This is a genomic window from Neobacillus cucumis, assembly GCF_002860255.1.
In the GTDB taxonomy this organism is placed as follows: Bacteria; Bacillota; Bacilli; order Bacillales; family Cytobacillaceae; genus Neobacillus; species Neobacillus cucumis_A.
The window spans coordinates 16,137-40,874 of sequence record NZ_PGVE01000029.1; the positions used below are offsets into that span (position 1 = coordinate 16,137).

General features: G+C 40.3%; 26 protein-coding genes and 1 other RNA gene. 4 read left to right on the plus strand and 23 right to left on the minus strand.

Annotation, left to right across the window (positions count from 1 at the left end; translation table 11 throughout):
• Positions 1-2 precede the first annotated feature (2 nt).
• The 9 genes from CVD27_RS06545 to CVD27_RS06585 all read right to left on the minus strand — a co-directional run bounded on the left by CVD27_RS06545 (position 3) and on the right by CVD27_RS06585 (position 7,178).
• Positions 3-938 carry a type II secretion system F family protein gene (locus CVD27_RS06545; RefSeq protein ID WP_101647091.1) on the minus strand — a complete coding sequence of 312 codons (936 nt, stop codon included), beginning with the start codon at positions 936-938 and terminating at the stop codon, positions 3-5.
• A 4-nt stretch (positions 939-942) separates the two neighbouring features.
• Positions 943-1,905 (minus strand): type II secretion system F family protein, encoded by a 963-nt coding sequence (locus CVD27_RS06550; RefSeq protein ID WP_101647092.1) that lies wholly within the window; start codon positions 1,903-1,905, stop codon positions 943-945.
• A gap of 2 nt (positions 1,906-1,907) precedes the next feature.
• On the minus strand, positions 1,908-3,257 hold the full coding sequence (locus CVD27_RS06555; protein ID WP_101647093.1) for a CpaF family protein: 1,350 nt from the start codon (positions 3,255-3,257) through the stop codon (positions 1,908-1,910).
• A gap of 15 nt (positions 3,258-3,272) precedes the next feature.
• Positions 3,273-4,454, minus strand: coding sequence for an AAA family ATPase (locus tag CVD27_RS06560; RefSeq protein ID WP_101647094.1), 1,182 nt, complete (start codon positions 4,452-4,454; stop codon positions 3,273-3,275).
• A 4-nt stretch (positions 4,455-4,458) separates the two neighbouring features.
• On the minus strand, positions 4,459-5,058 hold the full coding sequence (gene cpaB / locus CVD27_RS06565) for a Flp pilus assembly protein CpaB (protein WP_101647095.1): 600 nt from the start codon (positions 5,056-5,058) through the stop codon (positions 4,459-4,461).
• Positions 5,059-5,087: 29 nt separating this feature from the next.
• A complete protein-coding gene (locus tag CVD27_RS06570; RefSeq protein ID WP_101647096.1) occupies positions 5,088-6,014 on the minus strand; it encodes a TadE/TadG family type IV pilus assembly protein in 927 nt (308 codons plus the stop codon).
• Positions 6,015-6,371: a TadE/TadG family type IV pilus assembly protein gene (locus CVD27_RS06575; protein ID WP_101647097.1), complete on the minus strand. Its 357-nt coding sequence runs from the start codon at positions 6,369-6,371 to the stop codon at positions 6,015-6,017.
• A 3-nt stretch (positions 6,372-6,374) separates the two neighbouring features.
• Positions 6,375-6,881 carry an A24 family peptidase gene (locus CVD27_RS06580; RefSeq protein WP_257984286.1) on the minus strand — a complete coding sequence of 169 codons (507 nt, stop codon included), beginning with the start codon at positions 6,879-6,881 and terminating at the stop codon, positions 6,375-6,377.
• 84 nt (positions 6,882-6,965) lie between these two features.
• Positions 6,966-7,178: a Flp family type IVb pilin gene (locus CVD27_RS06585; RefSeq protein WP_257984287.1), complete on the minus strand. Its 213-nt coding sequence runs from the start codon at positions 7,176-7,178 to the stop codon at positions 6,966-6,968.
• Between the two features lie 233 nt (positions 7,179-7,411).
• On the opposite strand from CVD27_RS06585, the gene CVD27_RS06590 reads away from it, so the two are divergent.
• On the plus strand, positions 7,412-7,741 hold the full coding sequence (locus CVD27_RS06590) for a DUF192 domain-containing protein (protein ID WP_101647099.1): 330 nt from the start codon (positions 7,412-7,414) through the stop codon (positions 7,739-7,741).
• 390 nt (positions 7,742-8,131) lie between these two features.
• Here the strand turns inward: CVD27_RS06590 and ssrA are convergent.
• From ssrA to CVD27_RS06620, 6 genes are all read right to left on the minus strand, one after another.
• Positions 8,132-8,467: a transfer-messenger RNA gene (gene ssrA, locus CVD27_RS06595) on the minus strand.
• 157 nt (positions 8,468-8,624) lie between these two features.
• Positions 8,625-9,092, minus strand: coding sequence for an SsrA-binding protein SmpB (gene smpB, locus CVD27_RS06600; protein WP_101647100.1), 468 nt, complete (start codon positions 9,090-9,092; stop codon positions 8,625-8,627).
• 88 nt (positions 9,093-9,180) lie between these two features.
• Entirely contained in the window at positions 9,181-11,547 is a 2,367-nt protein-coding gene (gene rnr / locus CVD27_RS06605; RefSeq protein ID WP_101647101.1) for a ribonuclease R, read from the minus strand.
• A gap of 27 nt (positions 11,548-11,574) precedes the next feature.
• Positions 11,575-12,321 (minus strand): alpha/beta hydrolase, encoded by a 747-nt coding sequence (locus CVD27_RS06610; RefSeq protein WP_101647102.1) that lies wholly within the window; start codon positions 12,319-12,321, stop codon positions 11,575-11,577.
• A gap of 150 nt (positions 12,322-12,471) precedes the next feature.
• Positions 12,472-13,311 (minus strand): aldo/keto reductase, encoded by an 840-nt coding sequence (locus tag CVD27_RS06615; RefSeq protein WP_101647103.1) that lies wholly within the window; start codon positions 13,309-13,311, stop codon positions 12,472-12,474.
• A gap of 50 nt (positions 13,312-13,361) precedes the next feature.
• Entirely contained in the window at positions 13,362-14,009 is a 648-nt protein-coding gene (locus CVD27_RS06620; protein ID WP_101647104.1) for a bifunctional 4-hydroxy-2-oxoglutarate aldolase/2-dehydro-3-deoxy-phosphogluconate aldolase, read from the minus strand.
• Positions 14,010-14,178: 169 nt separating this feature from the next.
• On the opposite strand from CVD27_RS06620, the gene CVD27_RS06625 reads away from it, so the two are divergent.
• Positions 14,179-14,943, plus strand: coding sequence for an IclR family transcriptional regulator (locus CVD27_RS06625; protein ID WP_101647105.1), 765 nt, complete (start codon positions 14,179-14,181; stop codon positions 14,941-14,943).
• 38 nt (positions 14,944-14,981) lie between these two features.
• On the opposite strand, the gene CVD27_RS06630 is transcribed toward CVD27_RS06625, so the two are convergent.
• The 4 genes from CVD27_RS06630 to kduI form a co-directional block, all read right to left on the minus strand.
• Positions 14,982-15,932 (minus strand): sugar kinase, encoded by a 951-nt coding sequence (locus CVD27_RS06630; protein WP_101647106.1) that lies wholly within the window; start codon positions 15,930-15,932, stop codon positions 14,982-14,984.
• 61 nt (positions 15,933-15,993) lie between these two features.
• On the minus strand, positions 15,994-16,986 hold the full coding sequence (kdgT, locus tag CVD27_RS06635) for a 2-keto-3-deoxygluconate transporter (protein ID WP_101647107.1): 993 nt from the start codon (positions 16,984-16,986) through the stop codon (positions 15,994-15,996).
• A 243-nt stretch (positions 16,987-17,229) separates the two neighbouring features.
• The gene (gene kduD, locus CVD27_RS06640; RefSeq protein ID WP_101647108.1) at positions 17,230-18,006 is read right to left on the minus strand and encodes a 2-dehydro-3-deoxy-D-gluconate 5-dehydrogenase KduD; all 777 of its coding nucleotides are present in this window, start codon (positions 18,004-18,006) and stop codon (positions 17,230-17,232) included.
• A 91-nt stretch (positions 18,007-18,097) separates the two neighbouring features.
• On the minus strand, positions 18,098-18,928 hold the full coding sequence (kduI, locus tag CVD27_RS06645; protein WP_101647109.1) for a 5-dehydro-4-deoxy-D-glucuronate isomerase: 831 nt from the start codon (positions 18,926-18,928) through the stop codon (positions 18,098-18,100).
• A 241-nt stretch (positions 18,929-19,169) separates the two neighbouring features.
• Here kduI and CVD27_RS06650 point away from each other — a divergent pair, with 241 nt between their 5' ends.
• Positions 19,170-20,084: a dihydrodipicolinate synthase family protein gene (locus CVD27_RS06650; RefSeq protein ID WP_180960186.1), complete on the plus strand. Its 915-nt coding sequence runs from the start codon at positions 19,170-19,172 to the stop codon at positions 20,082-20,084.
• Between the two features lie 43 nt (positions 20,085-20,127).
• Complete coding sequence (locus CVD27_RS06655) at positions 20,128-20,910, plus strand: IclR family transcriptional regulator (protein WP_101647111.1); 783 nt, start codon at positions 20,128-20,130, stop codon at positions 20,908-20,910.
• 112 nt (positions 20,911-21,022) lie between these two features.
• On the opposite strand, the gene secG is transcribed toward CVD27_RS06655, so the two are convergent.
• From secG to CVD27_RS06675, 4 genes are all read right to left on the minus strand, one after another.
• Entirely contained in the window at positions 21,023-21,256 is a 234-nt protein-coding gene (secG, locus tag CVD27_RS06660; RefSeq protein WP_101647112.1) for a preprotein translocase subunit SecG, read from the minus strand.
• Positions 21,257-21,433: 177 nt separating this feature from the next.
• Positions 21,434-22,378 carry a 3-hydroxyacyl-CoA dehydrogenase family protein gene (locus tag CVD27_RS06665; RefSeq protein WP_101647113.1) on the minus strand — a complete coding sequence of 315 codons (945 nt, stop codon included), beginning with the start codon at positions 22,376-22,378 and terminating at the stop codon, positions 21,434-21,436.
• 19 nt (positions 22,379-22,397) lie between these two features.
• Positions 22,398-23,159 carry an SDR family NAD(P)-dependent oxidoreductase gene (locus CVD27_RS06670; RefSeq protein ID WP_101647114.1) on the minus strand — a complete coding sequence of 254 codons (762 nt, stop codon included), beginning with the start codon at positions 23,157-23,159 and terminating at the stop codon, positions 22,398-22,400.
• Between the two features lie 75 nt (positions 23,160-23,234).
• Complete coding sequence (locus tag CVD27_RS06675; protein ID WP_101647115.1) at positions 23,235-24,680, minus strand: GntP family permease; 1,446 nt, start codon at positions 24,678-24,680, stop codon at positions 23,235-23,237.
• Positions 24,681-24,738: the final 58 nt, after the last annotated feature.

Here is a 24,738-nt window from a genome sequence, read left to right on the forward strand (position 1 = left end):
TTTTATCCACCTAAACCTTTTGTAATTAACTGAATGACTACCGGACCTAAGATGACAATAAATAAAGAAGGAAAGATGAAAAAGACCATTGGGAACAACATTTTAACAGGAGCCTTCATTGCTAATTCCCTAGCTGTTTCTCGCCGTTGCTCTCGAATCCTTACTGATAAATTACCTAACGCTTTCGCCATGCCTATACCAAGCTGATCAGCCTGTATTAAAGAGGTGATGACACTTTGAAATGATGGTGAAGGAACACGTCTTCGTAGTTCATAAAAAGCCTCTCTTCTAGATTTGCCCAGCTTCATATCCTCTAATGTTTGTATGAATTCTTCTGAAAGTGGACCCTTCATTTTTTTTGCTACCTCTACAATCGCTAAGTCAAGCCCCATTCCAGCTTCCAATAAAAGTGTAACTGTATCAAAAAAGTCAGGCATAGATTTATTTATTTCTTTAATTCTTTGAGTTTTTCTTTTACCGAGATAAAACATTGGGAGACGGAACCCTAAAATAGCAACCATTAGTATAATCATCCATACTGATGATTTATGCTCTGCAACTGGCAGTATGAACATAAACATTGGTAAATTAATTGAAATACATAAGAGTAATTGACCCAATCTAAAATCGACAGCTGATTTAAAAGGGTATCCTGCATCTCTTAATAGCTGGTCTAATTTTTTTCTCTCTGTTATCGACACTCGTTGATTCAACAAAAGGGTACCTTTATCCCAAAAGCTTTTTAGCTCTGCTTTTAATTTGCTATTTGTCTCATTGTTGCTTAGAGGATCCCTTTTTTGATTTTTAGCAGGTTCCGTAAAGTACATGCTGACACGTTCATTAAAAGCAATTTGTTTTTTAAACAGAGTTAACAGAACTCCTGCAATAAAGAAAGTTAGAAAGGAAGCTGTTAATAGTAAAAAAATCAATCCATACATACTCTTACACCTCGATTTTAATGATCCTCTGGATGGCCATCCAGCCTATTAAGATAGAGACACTGCCTATAAAAAGCATTATCCATCCTAATGGATGAACAAGCATTGGCTGAAAATACTCTTTATTTACTAAGGCCAAATATAGACCTAGTCCAACAGGGAGTAATGTAATAATCCAAGCTGACATCCTTCCCTGGGCAGTTAACGTATGTAATTCTTCAAGAATTCGGACTCTCCCCCTTATGGTTTCCTCCATTGTTTCTAACAACTCTGCTAAATTCCCACCGCTTTTACGCTGCGCTAGAATCGCTTGGACCACAACCTCCAATTCCTTATTAGGAATACGTACAACCAAGTCCTCAAAAACCTCTTCCAATGGTACCCCCAGCCCTGCCTGTCTAATCACCCGTTCAAATTCAGGTCCAAGCGGTTCAGGCATTTCTTTACCAACAAGCTGCATTGCCTGCAAAAAACTAAAGCCTGCTCTCATTGAATTAGCCATCATTCCTAAAATCTCAATTAATTGATAAGAAGACTGTTGAAGTCTCTTTTTTCTTTTTTTCCTTATTATATATTTTGGTATCCCAAAACCTAATAGGCCTACAGCTGCACAAAGGTACCATGCCCCCCCAATGAATACACAAAGTAAAACAGTCCCCGCTGAAGTTAACATTCTTAGTGCAAAAAATTCTTCCGGTTTCAACTCGCTTCCGGATTCAAGTAATATTTTTTCTGTCTTTTCACTAAATTCAATGTTTTTAAAAATCATGGCAATAGAAAGAAGAAATCGTTTTAAGATAAATGTTTTCTTTTCTTCATTTTGCTTAAGCTGTTCCATTTGCTGTGTTGGCAGGAACTCATTGATTCTGTTATTAATTCTTCGCCTATTTGCATAACCTCTTAAAAAAATAAACATTAAACAACTTGTTATTAAAAATACACAAAACAGTTCTATTGTTATGTTCATTCCTACCACTCTCCCATAAACCACGATGCTGGCAGGGAATATCCATTCTTCTCAAGCTGCTCGGTAAATTTTGGACGAATTCCAGTCGAAATAAATTTACCTACAATTTTTCCGTCATCTGAAAAGCCCGTTTCCTTAAAGATATATAGATCCTGAAGAACTATTGTATCTCCCTCCATCCCTAGGACTTCGGTAATATGGGTAATTTTTCTTGTTCCATCCTTTAATCTTGACTGGTGAACAATTAAATCAATGGCACCTGCAATTTGCTCACGTATTGCCCTGATTGGAAGTTCAAATCCTGCCATCAACACCATTGTTTCCAATCTAGATAGGATATCTCGGGGCGAATTAGCATGCCCTGTACTTAAGCTGCCATCGTGGCCTGTGTTCATAGCCTGAAGCATATCTAATGCCTCGGCACCACGAACTTCACCGACAACAATGCGGTCAGGTCTCATCCTGAGGGAGTTTCGTACTAAATCTCTGATCGTGATTTCCCCTTTTCCCTCAATATTAGCAGGACGTGATTCAAGTGAAACAATATGATCCTGATTAAGTCTTAGCTCAGCAGCATCTTCAATAGTAACAATTCGTTCATCATTTGGGATAAACGAGGATAAAACATTTAAAGTGGAGGTTTTTCCTGAGCCCGTTCCACCGCTAATAAAAATATTAACCCTGGCTTTAACACAAATATCCAAGAATTTAGCCATCTCATCACTTAAAGTGTCAAACTGAATCAAATCTTTAATAGTAAACGGAGTATCGGAGAACTTTCGAATGGTTAAACTTGGCCCTTTTATAGCAAGCGGGGGGATAATCGCATTCACACGTGAGCCATCAGGCAACCTTGCATCCACCATTGGTGAACTTTCATCAACACGGCGCCCAATAGGGGAAACAATCCGCTCGATCACCCGCATAACATGCTGATTATCTATAAAATTAACATTACTTTTTACAATTTTTCCATTTGTCTCATAATAGATTTCATCAAAAGAATTAACCATTACTTCACTTATCAAGGGATTTCCTAACAATGGGGTAATTGGACCATAAGCAAGTAATTCGTCTTTTACATAATCTAACACTTCTTGTTTTTCTTCAAACGTTAGACGTACACCCTCTTGTTCAAAATACTGTCGGGCAATCTCTTCCAACTTTAGCTTTTCCTCTTCTTTACTTTGGACCGGATACTTTTTCAGTTCTTCCAACATATAATTGTGAAGTCCCGCTTCAATTGCCCAAAACTCTTTTGATTTAGTAAGCATGGGTAATTCTTGAATTTCTATAGTGGAGGTTTTAGTTACTACATTCGACTCATCTAGATAGCGTTTAAATAGTGACATTTTGCAAGTTCCTCCTTATTTACCAATTAGAAACCAGCGTTTTTCTTTTTTTTCTGATTTCTCCTCATTTGTTAGCTCAAGCAACCTCTCAGATAGCTTCCAAACTGCTTTTCCAAGCTGGCTTCTTGAGTTTGATAGAATAAACGGCTGCCCTGTCCTAATAGCCGAAGAAGCTACATTTGCTTGTTCTGGCAAAGAGTAAAAAACATCTAACCTTAAGATTTCCTGTATTCTATTTAACTCAAGTCCATGCCCCTTAAAATATCTGTTTATAATAAGTTTAACTTTATCTCTTAGATTGATAGATTCTAATGTTTCTAGATAGAGTTTAGTAAGCCTTAAGACTGATATTTCATTACTTGACAGTAGTAATATTTCATCTGAAATGGAAAGACAGCGTAAATGAATTTCTGATAACTGGCTTGACATATCTATTAACACCACATCAAAAATCTCTTTCGCCTCTTCAATGGCTACTCTGATATGCTCTTCTTGAATTCCCTCGAAAAATTCTGGCCTTGGAGGGGCTGCCAGAATAGAAACATTCCCTTCTACTGTAGTCATAAATTGGGTGATTGAATGATTTTGACGACCATATCCTTCCTTTACCCATTCATAAATGGTTCGCTTTGGTTTCATATTATAGTACATAGCTGCCTCACCAAATTGGAGATTTACATCAATAATAGCAACCTTTTTTCCCATTCTCGAAAAGGCAAGAGCAAGGTTCACTGTGACAGTCGTTCTCCCAACCCCGCCCTTGGGGCTTGAGACAGCGATGACTCTACTATTACCTTTTAAAAGATTAACGAATTTTTGATCACTCAATGCCCGATGCTGCATGTACTTCTTTGCGTGATCAACAGCTTCACTTAGTTCCTCGTGGTTATAAGAAGATCGTAGGGTATCAGATGCTCCCATTAGCATGGCCTTTTTCAAATCCTCCATATTATCAGGAACAATTAAAATAATATACACATGTGGGTAGACAACCGAGATTTCTTGACAGAGTTCATAGACGTTAAACAATGTATGGGCTTTAATAAATAATACTGATTGGTTATTCTCACCTAGCAAACTATGAAGCTTTTCAGTTTGATTCGTATCGGTCAAATGAAATTTCTTTTTTTCTAAGAGTACTTTAATTTCTCCAGGAGGAGTATTCGTATCTGAAAAATAAACCCAGTTTATATCCATTTCGTTAATTGTCCTCCTCTTTGATCACTTCTCTTGTTTCTTTAATCCCCGCTTTCCCTGTTTCTGTATCTTCCTGATTACGGAGCATTAAATAGAACCCATCTTTATCCTTAGAAGCTAAGCTCAAAGTAATCCCTTGTTCTGTTGTGACCTCTAACGTCACCGTATCATAATGCAGAGCTTCTTCTTTGTTATCTGATGATTTACCTGATGCAAGTACTTTGACATTTTCAAGAACTAATATAGCGGATTTATACTTTTTGCCGGTTTTATCGTCTTTGGTCATTCCATAAGCAATGACATCGACTTTTGAATTTTGCGCGAGATAACCTGATACCCCCGCTTCTGTGTTAACCCTTAAAGAAATAGCCCGCTTTCCTTTACTAACCTCAACAATCGGGTTGGAAAATTCTCGTGGTGGCTTTTGTTCATCCGAGGTTTTCTTTTCTGTTTGAGTACTATTCTTCGGATTTTTTTCTTGAGTGACTGTTTCTCCTGAAGCAGCGTTGGATACCTCGTCTTTCGAAAAAATGGTTAGATAGGAAAAACACGCCACCGTTATTCCTAAAATTAAGGATATCATCCAAATTTTTTTGGTATTCATAGGGCCTCCTTATTTTTAAGCTATAGGTGTTATTCAACTAGTTTTACACCATAAAGTTGATAGTCACCAATTTCGGTACTACTACCTATTTCACCGGGTGAAACCATCTTAATAAACTTCCCATATAGCTTTTTGTCTTCATATTTATCAATCCAGTAAGAGGCAAACCCGATCACATTTACGTTATCATGGCCTTTTACTCCATCCCATGTATCGATTACAACAATTGTAATAACACGTTTACAGGAATGATCGGCAGTATCCGGACTTTGACAGTTTGGTTTGGCTGCATCACTATTGATTAAGAAATCAATGGCACTTCCGACAGGCCCGGTATTTTGTCCTGTTTCTGTTGTGACGGGGGTTCCTACTTCATAAGTTAGCCCATTCTTAATAGCCTCTCCAAGATCTGTTGCCCCGGTGCCGTCGATCCTAAGATAACCACAGTTACCACTTTGGGACCCTGGATTCGAAGCGCCACAGTTTATAATTGTTGCGGAAGGGACATCTTTTTTCTCAATTGCAATTGGGGCAATTCCGCCAGCCTTCTTCAATGGAGCAATCATGGCCTTCGCGGATGCACCTACTGTTACATTAGAAAAGCCGATGACCTTTGCAAAGGTCATCGGTACGGTGACCTGCTTAGTTGCAATTATCTGTTTTGTTGCTTTAATTGAATCACTGGTAATTGAAATATTACTTTCCGTATATCCATTTTTTTCAGAGACATCGTTGGCAATAGACCTCGCCTGGGAGTCACTTATTCTAAGCCCTTGGGCACCTGCCAAAACTGCTGCATCAAGAGCCTTTTGCAGTTTTGCTTTTTCTAAATAAACCCTGCCTCCATCTATGGCTAAAGCTGTGAAGCAGAGAAGTGCAACCATGAAAATAGCTGCAATCACGATAGCCGCACCGCTTTCATCTTTCAATTTTAATAATCTTTGTAATAACTTCATTCATTCCACCCTCATTACAGTGGTATCTGTAATCGTTATTGGTCCAACCATCTGACCTACGATTGGCGTAAGAAAAGATATCGGATAGGTTATTTTGACGGTTGCATTTGTACCGAGTGTGACTTCCACTTGACCATTTGTTAGTCCAATACTGGCTGCATTGGTAACCGCTGTACTTTTCACATCAGAAACTCCATTACCAATACTTGCTTCACGTGCAGCTTCTCTTCCAGCATGATCAATGGTTAAATAAGCATGCAATATTCTCGAAAAGTCAATGATTCCGAATAACAATATAATGAGCAATGGCAAAATAAGTGCAAACTCAACCAGTGCCTGTCCTTTTTCAGATTTCATTAATTATCCACCCCAGATAAGGGAACAAAACGTTCCAAGTACAATGGCAATTCCGTATGGAAATGAAATTTTACCTTCTGATACTTTTGAAATACTTAAAGATCCTTGGTTACTTCTGAACAGTGCAATATTTATAAGCAGTGACTTAATTGAATTTCTAAAACCTTTGGTTTTTAAGATGATAAAAACTCCAATCATCCCTCCAATTATGGCCGTGTAAATAAAAGAATAGAAAACGAAGCTTGTCCCCATTAATGCTCCTATTGCAGCCATTAGCTTTACATCGCCTGCACCCAATCCCCCAAGTATAAATGGGATAATTAATAAACCTACTCCTGTAAGGAAGCCCTTACTACTAAATACAAGACCACTAAGACCAAATGTATAGGTATGAAATACAAATGCAATTATTATAGTAGGAAGTGTGATAATATTTAGTATCCTGCGGCTTTTTATATCTGTGTAAAGGGAAACTATTAATATAGTTACTAAAACAATTAATAAAATCACTTTTATCTACCTCTATATTTAAGAATTAAGCCCTACTTAATTAAGCAGGGCTTTTAGTTAGACTTGATAGATTTTTGCCTAATTTTATGGATTAATTTGAGCTTTAATTTTTGTGAACACTGCAACTAAGTCACCTTTAAATGCTGTTAGGGTTGCTGCAATTGCTACTGCTACCAACGCAATAATTAATCCATACTCAGTTAACGCTTGCCCTTCTTCTTGTACGACTAGATTCTTCATTTTTTTCAACATTTTGTTTCCTCCTAAATAATTTGTTAGTTTTTGAGTTTTGTTCATTCTATCGAACACTTGCAATTTAGAGTTCGTTCTTTAGATTTATCACTTTGTTCTTTTTAATGAACAACCCTTGAGTAAATAATAGTATGATTATCCCAAAAAGTAAATAGATTTATAGTAAAAATGTTCTAAATAAAAAACGACACCTTTCTACAAAATTCAATATTGAGAACAATTGTATTTTGTATTATATTCAATATATAGAACGAAATTCACAAAAGGAGATAAAAATAATGGAACAACAAATAATGAGAACAATTCCCTATTCTATTAATCTGGCAGATTCATTTTTTAAGAGGTTAAAAGGACTTATGTTTAGGAAGGAGCAATTAGTGGAGGAGGGCTTGTGGATTGTGCCTTGTAATTCCATTCATATGTGCTTTATGAATTTCGCTATCGATGCTGTGTTTCTAAACAAAGCAGGGAAAATTGTTAAACTGGTTGAAGATCTTCAACCATGGCGGTTTGTTAAACCTATTCCGGAGGCGTACTCAGTAGTTGAACTCCCAGCTGGAAGCGTAACAAAATTGGGGTTAAAACAGGGTAATATTATTAATATCTAGAACAAAAAAAGCTATCCTCTCTAAAATTATGAGGATAGCTTTTTCTCTTCTAAGCATAAAAAAGACCAGCATTTCTGCTGGTCTTGTATCCACCTATGTATGGTGGAGACGGCGGGACGTGCGTTTCCATGCTTTCGTCATGGCACTGACTATATCTTGAACCTGTCCAAAACAGGCCCTCTGGCGTCTTATGCGAAACATAAATTTACCAATAAGATATGAGATTTCGCATCCTAGTACTACCTTTTAAAAGGCAGCCTATAAGTCGATACACGGCTGTTGAATTACTTCACATACCGCTCGGCATTGCCCTATCGCTAAAAGCGACTTAGGTTTCACCGATAAAGCCAGATTATCACTTGTATGTTACCACACAAGGCGACTAATAATTAATCGAACCCGCGTCCAAAGATATCGGCACTTAAGCATCTACGAGTGTAGTCGACATATTGGCGTTTCACTGATCCTTTTGCCTATCGACAGGCGTCCGGTCAGCTAGCCTGGTTGTTCTCTTCCTTCATCCTCAGGCGGTGGAATCCGGCGTAGCCCACTTAAAGTGAGTCCGCTACCCTACCACATGGGCGATGGAGGGGCGAACCGCTAAGCGCTAATTAAGCAGCTAAAGCGAAAGATTTGTTAGTTTTGCCAGTTATGGCTTTGACGTTTTAACGAGGCCGATCCCCTCGACTCGCAACCTAAGCTCAAACTACCCCTGTCGAATCCGTAGCGTCCCCATATAAAATGTGCTTAAAAATCAAGCAGCAGACGTTAGGATGCTCCAACGTTTGTAAGAGCAAAAGATTGTGCCGCTCATTAGCGACAAACTTATTATAACACACTCAGAACATTTTTCAATTGTAACTATCTGTAAAATAATTTCCAGTTACATCTTTTGACGATCACGGAAAGCCCGCTCGATCTCACGCTTGGCCTCTTTCTGCTTTAACGATTCGCGCTTATCATAATTCTTTTTACCCTTTGCCAGACCAATTAAAACCTTACAGAATCCATTTTTTAAATATAACTTTAACGGCACAAGGGCATAACCTGCTTCTTTTGTTTCTCCAAGCAGTTTACTAATTTCACGTTTATGAAGTAACAGTTTGCGTGTTCTTAATGGATCATGATTAAAAATGTTTCCCTGCTCATAAGGACTAACATGCATGCCAAACAGAATTGCTTCTCCATTTTGGATCCGTGCATAAGCATCCTTCAAATTGACTTTCCCGGCACGAATCGATTTAATTTCGGTCCCCTGAAGAACAATTCCCGCTTCGTACGTTTCTTCGATAAAATAGTCGTGGTAAGCCTTTTTGTTTTGTGCGACTGTTTTTCCTACACCTTTTGGCATTTATATCACCTCAACTCTATGGACCTATTTTAGCAGAAATACATAAGTCGTACAATGAAAAGGGGCCTTGCGGTAAGGCCCCCACCTATTATTTATTTTTTCTTTTTCTGCTTTTGGATTTTGGAACATTATCGTAAAATTTGCGTTTCTTTTTCGCTTTGCCGCCCTGGCCGCCTCCGGATTCAGACTTTTGGCCATTGCCATTTCGTCCGCGTCCTTGTTTAGCTTCGCCTTGCTGCTTATTTCGGCGCGGTTTGCGTGTATCGCTGCCCGTACTAAAGACTCTTGGTGTCTCCGATCTTTCACGGCGGGTGCCTTTCATTCCGACAATTTCAAAATCAATGGAACGCTCGTCTTTATTCACTTTTACCACACGAACGGTAATTTCATCACCAATACGGAACACATTTCCTGTCCGCTCCCCGATCATCGCATAATGACGCTCGTCAAATCGGTAATAATCATCGGTCATATAGCTGACATGAACGAGGCCTTCAATGGTATTTGGCAGCTCGACAAACATACCGAAATTGGTCACAGAGCTAATAATCCCATCATATTCGACCCCGATCTTATCCTCCATGTACTCCGCTTTCTTCAGTTCGTCCGTTTCACGCTCCGCGTCCACGGCACGTCGTTCCATTTTCGAAGAATGCTGGGCAATTTCAGGCAATTGGGCATTCCATTTTTCCCTCGTCGCTTCATCCAATTTTCCTTCAATTAAATAAGTACGAATTAAGCGATGCACAATCGTATCTGGATAACGGCGAATCGGCGAGGTGAAATGGGTATAAAACTCTGTGGCTAACCCAAAGTGTCCAAGGCTTTCAGGATCATATTTGGCCTGCTGCATGGAACGCAGCATCACGGTTGAAACGACCATCTCTTCAGGCTTGCCTTGAACCTCTTCAATAATTTCCTGTAAGGCCCGAGGATGCACTTCGTTTGCGGTTCCTTTTACAATGTAGCCAAAGTTCGTGATAAACTCGAAAAATCTCCGTAACTTATCTTCTTTTGGATCCTCATGGATACGGTAAATAAACGGAACCTCCAACCAGTGGAAATGCTCCGCAACCGTCTCATTCGCTGCAAGCATGAATTCCTCAATTAAACGCTCGGCAACAGACCGTTCACGTAAGACCACGTCTGTTGGTTTGCCTTCTTCATCCACCAAGACCTTTGATTCTTTAAAATCAAAATCGATGGCCCCGCGCATCATTCGTTTGTTTCTGAGAATGGCCGCAAGTTCTTCCATTAATTCAAACATAGGGACAAGCGACTCATATCTAGCACGTGTCTCTTCATCCTTTTCGGTAAGGATACGATTCACATCATAGTAAGTCATTCGCTCCGTTGTTTTAATCACACTTTGAAAAATTTCATGCGAAACAACCGTACCCTCTGGTGAAATTTCCATTTCACAAGACAAAACAAGGCGGTCGACACGCGGATTTAAGGAACAAATCCCGTTAGAAAGACGGTGCGGGATCATCGGAATCACTCGGTCTACTAAATAGACACTTGTGGCCCTGTCTGCTGCTTCAACGTCAATCGGCGTTCCTTCTTTTACATAATAGCTGACATCCGCAATGTGGACACCCAGCTTATAGTTGCCGTTTTCAAGCTTTGAAACAGTTACCGCATCATCCAGGTCCTTCGCATCTGCCCCGTCAATTGTCACAATGGTCTCATTGCGTAAATCACGGCGATTGTCTAGTTCACTTTCATCAATCGTATCTGGTGTTTCATTAGCCTGTTTTAATACATTATCTGGAAAGGCCATTGGCAGCCCATGTTTATGTATGACTGACAAGATGTCTACACCCGGATCATTCTTATGCCCCAGTATTTCAATAACTTCGCCTTCTGCGCTTTTTCGTCCTTCAGGGTACGTTACAAGTTTAACGACCACTTTATGGCCTTCTACTGCCCCCTTGGAAGCATTCTTGGGAATAAAAATATCGCTGGCAAATTTTTTGTCATCAGGGATCACAAACCCAAAGCTTTTGCTCTCGACATAGGTACCAACAATCTGCTGGACACCACGTTCAATGATGCGAATAATGCTGCCTTCCCGGCGCTGACCAGACGTTTCTGAAGAAACACGGGCTAGGACCGTATCACCATGCATTGCCGTATTGGTTTCACCTGGCGGGATAAAAATATCATCCATCCCCGGTTCATCTGGTGTGACAAACGCGAAGCCCTTCGAATGTCCGATGAGCTTACCGCGAATTAAGTTCATTTTTTGAGGCAGTCCATAACGGTTACTGCGTGTCCGCACGACCAGGCCTTTTTCCTCCATTTGAACCAATGCTTTGACGAACTCTTTAAAGTCAGCGGAATCCTGTATTCCAAAGGCTTCTTCGAGCTCTTGTACGGTTAATGGTTTGTAGGCCTCATCTCTCATATATTGCAAAAGCTTTTCTATGTGCTTTTGAATGTTATCTTCCAAACTATTCCCTCCTTTGTGGGTGCTTTTTTAAACATGCCAATCAAGACTTTCTAAAAAAGCATAAACATCTTCATGAAGCTGGTCACGTTCCTTATCTAATGTAATGACATGGCCCGATTCTTCATACCACTTGATTTCTTTTTTAGTGGATTCAATTTCGTTGTAAATAATGTTAGCACTGTCAGTATTAATCATGTTGTCATGGCGTGCCTGAACAACGAAGGTAGGCGCATAGACCATATCTACGTTGTTTCGAACATCCGCAATTAATTCTTGCAGCGCTTTTAACGTTTTCATTGGTGTTTTTTTAAACTCGTTCATTTCCAATTCGATTTGCTCGTCCGTTTTTCCTTCATATCTTTTATATTCTCGGGCATATTCTAGAATTCCTTGATACATAACCTCTTCACTTTTTATATACATGGGTGCACACATAGGTACAATACCCTTTATAGGTACAGTGTATCCCAATTTTAAGGAAAATACGCCGCCAAGCGAAAGACCAGCCACTGCTATTTCTTCATGTCCTTTATTTTTCAAAAAATTGTATCCATTGATCACGTCCTGCCACCAATCTTCGGGGCCGGTGTGAACGAGTTCTTCTGGGGGGACTCCATGGCCTTTATAATGCGGGGCGTGACAGGTATAGCCATTCTTTTCTAAAAAGCGGCCCAGCATCCGAACATCTGCGGAATTTCCGGTAAAACCGTGCAGAAGTAAAACAGCCCGTTTTCCTCCTTCAAAGGTGAATGGTTTCGGTGGTGCAACTTTCATTTTAAAAACTCCTTTTAATTCTATTAGCTTCTATTAGTTTAAGCATTATAAGTGGTAACATTCCAGAAAAAAGTCTTACGACTCCCTTGAGAGGCAAATAAAAAACAAACCTTGCTGAAGCACAGCAAGGTTCGTTTTTTATTGGTTATATTATTCAAAGCCAACCGTCATTTTATCCGGATGGGAGCCAGCGCGGCTATCCTGGTTTAATGAATCGATTCTTTCCATATCCTCTTGGGATAATTCAAAATCGAAGACATTGGCATTTTCAATAATGCGCTGTTCTTTAATTGATTTTGGAATCGTTACCACTTCATTTTGCAGATCCCAGCGTAAAATTACTTGAGCAACGGTTTTATTATATTTATGGGCAATATCTTCAAGAACAGGATCATTTAAAAGCTGTCCTTGTTTCAAAGGTGACCATGCTTCAAGTTGAATTCCTTCTTTTTTACAGAAAGCTTGCAGTTCTTTTTGCGTTAAATGAGGATGGTATTCCACTTGGTTAACCATCGGTTTAATCTCTGCGGAACTGATTAAATCTTCTAGATGGTGAGTCTGGAAGTTACTAACACCAATGGCGCGTACACGCCCCTCTTTATAAAGCTTTTCAAAGGCTCTCCAGGTTTCTTTATATTTATCTTTTCCTGGCCAGTGGATTAAATAAAGATCTAAGTATTCGAGACCTAGCTTATTAAGACTTGTCTCGAACGCTTGTAAGGTGGACTCATACCCCTGTTCTGAATTCCAAAGCTTGGTGGTAATAAACAAATTTTCACGGGGAACTCCGGACTCCTTAATCGCTTGACCGACCCCTTCTTCATTGCCGTAAATAGCCGCTGTGTCAATGCTTACATATCCGTTTCGAATCGCAGCTTTGACAGACTCAACTACCTCTTCGCCTTCCTTTACTTTAAAAACTCCTAATCCAAACCATGGCATTTTTACACCATTATGTAATGTCGTCGTGTCCTTTAAGCTCGTTGGCATCTTCATTCCTCCTATTCATTAGTCATTACATTTAATTCTTCGCTGCCTTATTATAAACCTCTTGCTGCTTGAACTTTTTCAATATACTGTTTCGCATATTCCGTAATCTTATCATAATCTCCTGTTTTCGCTGGTGCGACTAAATTACCGCCAACTCCAACGGCGACACAGCCATTACGAATCCATCGATCTACATTTTCTAAATCCACTCCGCCCGTTGGCATGATGTTTATTTGTGGCAGAGGCGCTTTTACGGCTTTCACAAAATCGGGGCCAAAGGCGCTTCCTGGGAATAGTTTCACGATATCTACGCCTGCTTCCAAGGCACGTTTCATTTCAGTAAGGGTCATACAGCCTGGCATATAAGGAACTTGATAAAGATTACATAATCTAGCTGTCTCCTCATCAAATGCTGGACTTACGACAAACTGTGCACCTGCTAAGATCGCAATCCTTGCCGTTGCCGCATCGAGAACGGTTCCAGCGCCAATCACAACATTCTCATTGCCCTGATAAACAGCCACCAATTCCTTAATGACTTCATCCGCTCCATTGACTGTAAAAGTCACTTCAATTCCTTGGATTCCACCTTTGACACACGCTTCAGAAATATTTACAGCCTCTTCCTTTGAATCCGCCCGAACGACAGCTACTACACCGCACTCGGTTACTTTTGATAAAATATTCACCTTTTTCATCTGCCTGTCTCCTCTTTCCACTTATTATTCCAACATGCCATTAGAACGAGTTCCCTGCACCCTAGAATTAAATTTACAAACGTTTCTACATACCGTATCATATAATAGAACGCCGTTTTAAAAAAGACCTAAAACTACTAAACATTCCAAATAAACGAGGTTGTATACCATGTCTAATGTTCAATCCCTTGAACGGGCTCTAACGATATTAAACAAGCTTTCCGAGTATCCAGACGGCATTCAAATTGCTCGATTATCGGAGCAGGTTGGTTTAACAAAGAGTACTGTTCACAGACTGTTAGCTACATTATCGAGTATGAATTATGTCGTGAAAGACGAGGAAACTGACAAATATAAACTTGGGTTACAAGTCTTATTTCTTTCTAGAAATCTATTGAATAACTCAAATATTGTTACCATAGCGAAACCTTATCTCGAAAGACTATCACAAGAAGTAAATGAAACAGTTCACTTATGTATAGAAGACCACGGAGAAGTTGTTTATATCGATAAAATTGAAAGTAATCAAACCATTCGTATGTACTCCCGAATTGGAAGCCGGGCACCCATGTATTGCACGGGGGTGGGAAAGATCTTACTTTCCGACAAGGATCAAGACACGCTTGAAGAAATCGTTTCAAACATTCACTTCATCCCTAAAACACCGAACACAATTACCTCTAAAGAAGAATTTTTAAAGGAAATTGAAACGGTTCGAAACCAGGGATATGCATTAGACAATGCCGAAAATGAAGCGGTCTTAATGTGTATTGCTTCCCCCATTTTCGACCATAGAGGAAAGATTGTTGCCAGCTTCAGTATTTCTGGACCTAATAATCGAGTGACGATGGATGTAATCAACCAAACCTTAATTGAAAAAATGAAACATTACAGCATCGCCATCTCAAGAAACCTTGGCTATACGGGTTCTTGAGATTAGGGTATTCCCTATCTTGGGAATACCCTATTTTTTTAGAGCTGAACAGAAGTGCTTCCAATAAATTCTTCCAAATGGTTTCTAGTTGGCAGCCCGTCATTGTCTCCTGGGGACATAACCGCCAAGGCACCAATAGCTGCCCCGCGTTTGACCGCTTCCTTAAGCGGCAGCCCCTCCAAAATGCCGCTTACTACCCCGACTGCAAAACCATCTCCAGCCCCTACCGTATCAACCACTTGTTCTACGGGGAAGCCTTCCGTATAGAATCGCTCACCTTGGGAGCTTGTAAAGGCACCTTTTGCCCCGAGCTTAATGACAACCGTTTTAACGCCAGCAGCATGATAATAATCAGCTATCTCCTGAACGTCTTGTCTGCCTGTTAACAGCTTCCCTTCTTCCATACCAGGAAGAACAATGTCAGCACGACAGGCAAGATCATTGATGACTTGAACCATTTCCTGCTTGTCAGCCCAAAGACCCGGACGTAAATTAGGATCATACGAAATTTGTACACCTCTTGTCCGTGCCTCTTTAATTAGCTCGTATACCATCTCCCGGCATCCGGCTGACAATGCTGGCGGGATACCTGTCAAATGGATATGATCAAAGCCATCCCAGTCCAAATTGGTGATGGTATCAAGTCCCATATGGGAAGCGGCGGAATTTTTACGCGCGGAAAAAACTTCCGGATCCCCGTTGACTACCTTTTCCTTAAATTGCATGCCAGTTATATAGTTAGGATGAAATGTCACATAGGAGGTATCAATGGCATTTTCCTGAAGGAACGTTTCAATGTTTTTACCGAAGGGATCCTTCCCTAGCTGTGTAATATAGGTGACTTGATGTCCTAAACGTGACATCCCGATTGAAAAATTGACTTCTGCGCCTGCAACAAAACGGTTGAAATGCTCTACATTTTCTAATGAGCCTTCATGTTCGGCTACAAATAGAGCCATGGGCTCACCAACAGTAATAATTTTACTCATCCAAATTCCTCCTGTTACTTTAAAGAGGAGACACATGGTATGTCTCCTTAAAGATAGATTATTAAGCAGTAAACTGATTTCCCTTTGTAACCACTTTTCCTTTGTTTTTCTTTTTCATATATTGAGAATAATAGGCTGTCATGATTGGAACTAATATGGAGGTGACAATCACTGATGCTGCTACTAAAGCAGTAGCTGACTGAGCAACAGGCATAAATTCAGGTTTCATACTGGCAATAATCATTGGATTAGCAACCGCAGCCCCTGCAGTACTAGAAGCGGCAAGTCCTGCTGTTCCATTTCCTCCACCAATAAATTTATCAGTCAGCATCAATGGGATACCTGTAATAATAATGACGAGGACACCTAATAAAATTCCTGCTAAACCGGTTTTAGCAATAACTGTAAGATCAATCGAATTACCTAATGCAAAACCAAAGAATGGGATCATGGTGTGCGTAGCTTTGCTAAAGAAATCACGGAAATCACGATCCAAATTACCCAGAATAAACCCAACTAAGAAAGGTAGAACAGCGCCTGCAAAAGCTTGCGGCTGAAATGCTGCTAATCCAGTTGTACCCAAAATTAACATGGTTACAAGTGGTCCAGACTCAAGAGACATTAAAACAAAGGCACCTGCTTCTTCTTTAGAACCGTACTGCTGCATGATAGAAGCATACAGACCGCCATTTGTCATATCCATACATGAAATTAACGCTAGAACAGAGAATCCTGCAAAGAAGCCTGTTTGAATTCCTCCCTCTGGGATAAACAACGCACCTATAAAGGCAACAGCCCATGCAACCAATATCTTTGTCAGTACAAGTGTGCCAGACTTCCTTAACACCGTACCTGTTGCTTTAATATTGATACCTGCACCCATACAGAAAAACCACACAGCTAAAATAGGAACCGTACCGGTCATCAAACCATTGGTAAATGAACCGAAGTACTCACCGGATTTAGGAGCAAACGTATGGATAATCGCTCCTAAAAAAAGAGGAACCAGCATCAGACCGCCAGGGATTTTTTCCATTGACTTCATAATTTTCATAAATGTCTACCTTACCTTTCAGTTTAAAATGGGTCATTCTTTTTATAATGGTAGATTCTGATATATCATGCTGAGTGTATTTTTGTTAGTCAGCACGGGGATACAAGCGCTTTCAAAATTATCAACCTTCTATTTTTCTCTTTGACAATCTTTTATACCTTCCCAGCTGGTTCCCCTTGAAACCCGTTAACAAGTTACAAGGGAAGTATTTGGTTTGCTTGGCATGTTCTATTCACCGTTTGGTTATCTGGCTAACCAGCCGCCATCAACCGCAAGTATATGTCCATTCATATAGTCAGATGCTTTACTTGCTAAGAAGACAACTGACCCCATGAGGTCTGAAGGGGACGCCCATTTTCCTGCTGGAATGCGCGACAGGATTTCTGCATTGCGTTGTTCATTCTCACGAATTGGCGCGGTGTTAGCGGTTGCAATATATCCCGGTGCAATCGCATTGATCTGAACATTGTATTGTCCTAGTTCATTGGCGAACGCCTTGGTGAGACCAGCCACACCATGTTTACTTGCTGTATATGGCGGAATAAATTTTCCTCCTTGGAAAGAAAGCATGGAACCGATGTTAATAATTTTTCCACTCTCTTGCTTAACCATGACTCTAGCAACCTCTTGGCTTAGGAAATAGACAGCGTTCAAGTTAATATCCAAGACCGCATCCCAATCTTCTGCTTTATAATCTAATAATGGTGTACGGCGGATCGTTCCTGCATTATTGACCAGGATATCTATTTTTCCGTATACATGTAAACATTCATCTACGATTTGTTTTAACATTTCTCTTTCCGTTAAGTCAGCTTGAAAGAAATGGACTTTTCTTCCCGTTTTTTCGATAAGGGCTCTTGTCTCCTCCCAATTGTTATTATGAGTCACGATAAATAAATCGGCTCCTGCTTTTGCTAAGGCAACCGCATACCCTTGGCCAAGACCGGAATTTCCTCCTGTCACAATCGCTACCTTATCTGTTAACTTAAAATAATCTAGTGAAAATTCTTCTAAGCTCATGTATTTCACACCTCTTTGCCTCATTTTGTCAGTCGAATGTTTAAGCATGTGACTGTTTAGCAGATTAATCTATTAATCTGCTAAACATCAATTATCGAATCTGGTCCATAGAAACGGCATCCATGTCATTATAGGTCTTGTTTTCTCCGGCCATCGCCCAGATAAATGTATAATTACTAGTGGCACTGCCACAATGAATGGACCATGGAGGTGATATGACCGCCTGTTCATTTTTCATCACAATATGCCGCGTCTCTGACGGATCTCCCATCATGTGGAACATTCGGGCTTTCTCCTCTAAATCAATGTAGAGGTATACTTCCATTCTTCGGCTGTGAGTATGAGTGGGCATAGAGTTCCAAACACTTCCCGTATTTAATTGCGTCATCCCCATCACCACCTGACAGCTTTGGATCCCTTCATTATGTATCATTCGGCGAATGACTCGGTCATTAGCACTTTCTAACGAACCTAACCTTTCCCCTTCAATATCCTTAAAGGCCACATGCTGTGTCGGATACTCTTTATGGGCAGGTGCGGAGAATAAATAATACTTGGCAGGACTTTCTGACGATTCACTTGTAAACAGCAGTTCTTTCTTTCCGAGTCCTACATACAAGCAATCTTTATTTTCCATTGCAAACGGCTCGCCATCAACGATAATTGTACCGCTTCCACCGACATTAAAAATCCCTGCTTCTCTTCTCTCTAAGAAATAATCAGCTTTAATTTCATCATATCCCTTTAAAGAAATGGCCTCACTCGTAGGAGTGATGCCGCCTACAATCGCTCTGTCTTCCATCGTATAAACAAGCTTCATTTCACCTGGTACAAATAGTTCTTCTATTAGATAGTGTTTTCGAATATCCTCGGTCGTAAATGTTTTTATTTGTTCTGGGTGTGTTGAGTATCTTATTTCCACAATCTTCATCTCCTTTATATCGTTCCACATTACGGAACGTTGTTTCATAATATAATTATAGCGCTTCCAAAGTAAAATTGCTAGATGAAAATGAATAAAAATATGAATTTAACTTTCTATCTTATTATTCTGAATAATTTTTAAAATTTTTGTAATAAAAAGGAAAAGGTATGATACAATGAATTTGAGTTTTACATAATAAACCTTGGTTTTGTATAATAAACTAGAAAAGAGGATGATTATGGTAACGAACAGGCAATTTCATGGAATTATACCACCCGTACCCACTATTTTGTTTAAGGAAGGACAGATTGATGAAAAAGGAATGGGAAACCTGATTGATTTCCTCATTCATTCAAAGGTAGACGGACTTTTCTTTTTAGGATCTGGGGGAGAGTTCGGCCAAATGCCTGTCGAGTTAAGAAAAGAAGTTGCTGAATTTACCATTCGCTATGTGAATGGCCGTGTTCCGGTATTAATTGGAACAGGTACACCAAGTACGAAGGAAACCATTTCCTTAAGCCTTCACGCCAAAAGTATAGGGGCGGATGGAGTGGTGGTCATTAATCCTTATTATTATAAATTGACCGAGGAAAGCCTTTTTCAACACTATGCAGAAATTGCTGAAAATGTAGACCTGCCCATTATTTTATACAATTACCCTGAATTAACTGGCCAAGATTTAGCGCCAGACTTTGTGCTTAGACTAGTTAATAACTATCCAAATATAGTCGGAATTAAAGACACTGTCTTAGCGGTTGGGCATACGAGAGAACTAATCCAAACCATTAAGTCCGAACATCCCGATTTTGCTGTATTTTCCGGGTATGACGAGCACCTTCTAAATACTTTATCCCTTGGCGGAGATGGTTCGATCCCTTTAACTGCATCGTTTGCACCAGAAATTTCAGTGGGAATCTACCAATCCTTTAAGGAGGGAGACTATGCTCAAACGATTGACCTGCACCAGCAGTTGGCTTCGCTGCTCCCTTTATATAAACTTGACTCACCATTCATGAATGTTGTAAAAGAAGCTATTCGCTTACGCGGAATAGAAATCTCTACGGATGTTTTAGCTCCAGTCCGTAGCTTAAGTCCAGAAAAGAAAGAACTAGTTTATAGCATACTTTTAGAAAAGTCGAATTTCCTATCATAAATTTTTTAATAGACCGTGTTTTTTACTACAAAGAGGTGTTTAAGTGTCTGAAAAATATTGGGTCCCAGCAATCGAGCGAGCTAACCAAGTGATAAATTTAATTGCCAGAGAACCGGGTCTTCACAGATTAATTGATCTTTCAAAAACCTTGAATGTTAATAAGAGTTCTATGTTTTCATTATTGAATACATTAGAAACCCTAGGGTGGATTGTAAAAGAAAAAGGGGATACCTATTCGTTAGGTCCAACCTTAGGAGGTTATAGTGGTGCGTATTTTCGCCAATTCAATCTTTTAGAGTTCTTTTACAAAGAAGCTGCCCTCTCGATAAATGCAATAAATGAAACGATTCAACTGGGGACGCTGCACGGGACCGATATCGTGTACGTAGCCAAAGAAGAAAGTGATTCCCGTGTCCGGCTTGTGAGTGAACCAGGCATGCAGTTTCCAGCCCATGCAACAGCATTAGGAAAAATTCAATTAACACAGTTTACTTATGAAAAAATACAACAGCTTTATTCTGGAAAAGAGTTAGTGCGGGTGACCCCTTTCACAGTGACTAATCTCGATGAGCTGTGGAAGCAAATAGAAACTGCAAAAAAGACTGGCTATATTTGTGAAGAGCAGGAAGCAGTGCTTGGATTTTATTGTGCAGCGGCCCCTATCTACAATAAGGAAGGTAGAATTGTTAATGCAGTCAGCTTTACCATGAGCGAAAGCAGTTGGGGAGTCAAAAAAGAAAAAGCTATAGACGAGATTATGGAATTAGCCAAGAGACTGTCCATCCATGCTAGGTTTGGTCAGGATGCAGCTTCGAAGATTCCATAAACGATGAAGGGGGAACAGTTATACACTGTTCCCCTTTCTGCATTAAGCACTAAAAAAGTCTCTTTATAAACAAAAAACCCAGCCCATGGGCCAGGTTTGTATGTTCAATTCATTAAATTTTAAAGTAAGTAACCGCAAGGGCAAGTAGGAAGAATAAAACTGATAATACGACCGTAATACGATGTAGGATCAAGTCAATTCCTCGTGCTTTTTGCTTGCCGAATAACGTTTCAGCACCGCCAGAAATGGCACCAGATAATCCAGCACTCTTACCAGACTGTAGTAAAACGACTGCAATAAGAGCAATACTTACGATAACTAATAATGTTACGACCAATGCATGCATGTAAGCCACCTCCTGTTAGACGAACAGTTCACATTATATTTAATTTACCATACTATTTCTCTTTAGACAATAGTCGTTAATGTGACAGCACGAAAGGAAATTTCACAAGATAACTGAGGCCTCTCACCCTAAAAAAATACCACAATGCAAATGATTGTGGTAAATCAGTTTAAGTGATTAACGTTCATTTAAATCTTTCTTCAGCCATTCAATCAGCTCGCGTTCACGTTCCTCATTCATTTTTTTTGAAAATGATGGCGTCCATTCGTAAAAGCCTGCGCCATTTTTCTGGCCATATCGGCCTGCTTCTACACAGTTCTTCATTGCCGTCAGGGATGTTTGGCCGGCAGATAAATCAGGGAAAAGGTAACTTGAAATGGATTCGAAAACATCAAGGCCGCCCATATCTGCGGAAAGAAAAGGACCAGTTACTGATAGGCGGCGTCCAATACTATATTGAACAGCTGCATCAATATCTTCCATCGATGCTGCGCCTTGTTCCAGAATATACTGTGCTTCACGGAAAAGGGCATATTGAAGGCGGTTGCCAATCGCTCCAAGAATCTCTTTTTGGACCACAATCGGTTTTTTATTCATTTTTTTTAGTAAATCAAGGGCACGTTCAACCGTACGATCAGACGTATCCTTTCCTCTAACAATTTCGACAAGCGGTATAAGATGCCCCGGATTCCAAAAATGAGTCACAACCGTTCGCTCTGGATGGCTGGTGTGAAGGGCAATGTCGGATGGGCTTAATCCGGAAGTGTTACTGGCAAGAATCGTTTCCGGACCACAAAGGTGGTCAAGCTTCTGAAACCATTCTTGTTTTAACTCTAATGTTTCCGGGATAGCCTCAATGATAAAGGTTGCCTCCCGAACACACTCTTCAAGGATGTCTGTAAATACAACACGTTCCTTAATCTGCTCCGCTTCTTGCGTATCAATGACCTCGTAACGGTGAAGGACCTCGAGCTTTTCTAAAAATCCCCTTTTCCCCCGTTCTAAATCGTCCTGATTATTTCCCCATACCATTACATCTAGTCCCGCCAGACCTATGGATAAGGCGATAGAATGCCCCATCGTTCCGGAACCAATAATAGAAATATGTTCATTCCCCAACATAAAAATCCCTCTCCATCTATTATATTGCGGTCCAGCCGCCGTCTACTTTAATTGTTTCCCCAGTGATAAAATTAGCAAGATCTGAAGCAAGAAATAATACTGCACCCGTTACATCACTTGGCTGTGCCAGCCCGCCTAAGGGGATCCTTCTTATCACATCATCATAAAAATCACGTTCCTTAAACATTCCCCGAGTCATTTCCGTTTCAATAAACGTAGGGGCAACGGCGTTCACTTTAATTTGATGTTCTGCCCATTCAACCGCAAGTGCTTTCGTTAACTGCACGGCTCCACCTTTACTTGAACAATAGGCTGCCCGCTGATAATACCCAACAAAGGCCATTTGCGAGACGATATTGATAATCTTTCCGTATCCTTGCGGAATCATATGCTTTCCAGCCCGTTGTGCAGAAAAGAACATCCCTTTTAGGTTTGTATCAAGTATCTGATCCCAATCCTCCTCGGTCACCTCAAGCGCTTTTTTGGGAATATTAATCCCTGCATTATTAATAAGGACATCTAATCCTCCCAGTTGCCTGACCGCTTCATCTACCATTGCATACACATTTTTAACCTCTTGCATGTCTGCAACAAGATAGGAACAAACCTTTGCATGCTTATTAAGCTGTTCCGCGGCTTCAGCCAAAGTCGCTTTATCTCTCCCGGTAATTATTACGTTGGCACCGAGGCTGACAAATGCCTGGGCAATTCCCAAACCAAGCCCTTTACTTCCCCCAGTGATTAACACCCTTTTTCCGTGAAGCTCCGAAAAATACGCCAAGTTCCTCTTCCCCCTATTTATAAACAACATCTTTAAAAAAGCAGGACACTAAGAAATAGTGACCTGCCTTATGGATTAGATTAGCCCTGTAAGCGAATATAAACCGATAATAAAGAAGACCGCTGCAGTTTTAATAACAGTAACCGCAAAAATATCACGGTAGGATTGTTTATGAGTTAATCCGCAGACCGCCAGCAGAGTAATAACCGCACCATTATGCGGTAATGAATCCATTCCTCCGGAAGCCATTGCTACAATCCGGTGCATTACTTCCATCGGTATACCATGATCAAGTGTTGCCTGGACATATTTATCACCCATTGCACTTAAAGCGATCCCCATCCCGCCGGAAGCCGATCCGGTAATTCCAGCTAGGACGTTCGTTGTTACCGCTCCATTCATAAGCGGGTTTGTAAAAGTATGAGAAATGCCGTCACGAACAATACTAAATCCCGGAAGTGATGAAATGATACCTCCGAATCCATATTCGGAACCAGTATTCATGGCAGCGAGCAATGCCCCGGCAATACTTGCGTTAATTCCTGTTTTTAGATCGACCTTAACCGCTTTAAAGTTGAATGCAAGCGTTGTCAAAATTCCGATTACCAAAGCTAGTTCTACTGACCAAACCCCAACTACAGCTGGGAGTTCCACTTTTCCAAACGCATCAAGACCAATTTCAGAAAAATCAAATCCGTTTGGATACCATTTCGGAATAAACACTGTAAAAAACTTATTCATTACGCCGACTAAAATCAATGGTACAAATGCTAGAATTTGGCGGACAGTACTTTCGTTTTCAGCTCTGATTAGCGATTCAGGGACAGCTTGAATTTTTTCTGCTGTGGCTGCTGCCATTTCTTTTTCGGCACCATCAAAACCGAAATACCCTTCACCAGCCTTTTGGGCTTTCCGGCGGCGGGATTCTAAATAAACCATACCAAGGACAAAGACGAAGATGGCACCAATAATCCCTAATGTTGGTCCAGCATAAATATCCGTTTTGAAAAAGGTGGTAGGAATAACGTTTTGAATTTGCGGTGTCCCCGGAAGCGCATCCATCGTAAACGAAAGAGACCCCAATGCCATCGTACCTGGAATTAGACGTTTAGGGATATTAGCTTCTTGGAATAATTTTGCTGCAAACGGAAAGGCAGCAAAGGCTACAACAAAGAGACTAACGCCACTGTAGGTTAATATCGCGCACAAAAGTACAATTGCCAGCATGGAGCGTTTTGCACCAACCACTTTTACAATCGTTTTTGCGATGGACGAAGCGAGACCAGACATCTCAACTATCTTTCCAAAAATCGCACCTAATAAAAAGACAGGAAAATATGTTTTTATAAATCCTACCATTTTCTCCATGAATATATTAGAAAAAAACGGCAATACATGGCCCGGGTCTGTTAGCAAGACGGCAAAGAGGGCACAAATAGGGGCAAACAAAATGACGGAAAATCCCCGATAGGCAACAAACATCAGCAAACCTAAGGCTAGTAAAATAATAATAAGTTCCATAAACTTCCTCCCGAATTACATAGTTTTACGGTAATGGGTTAAGGAGCGGGCAGCAGAT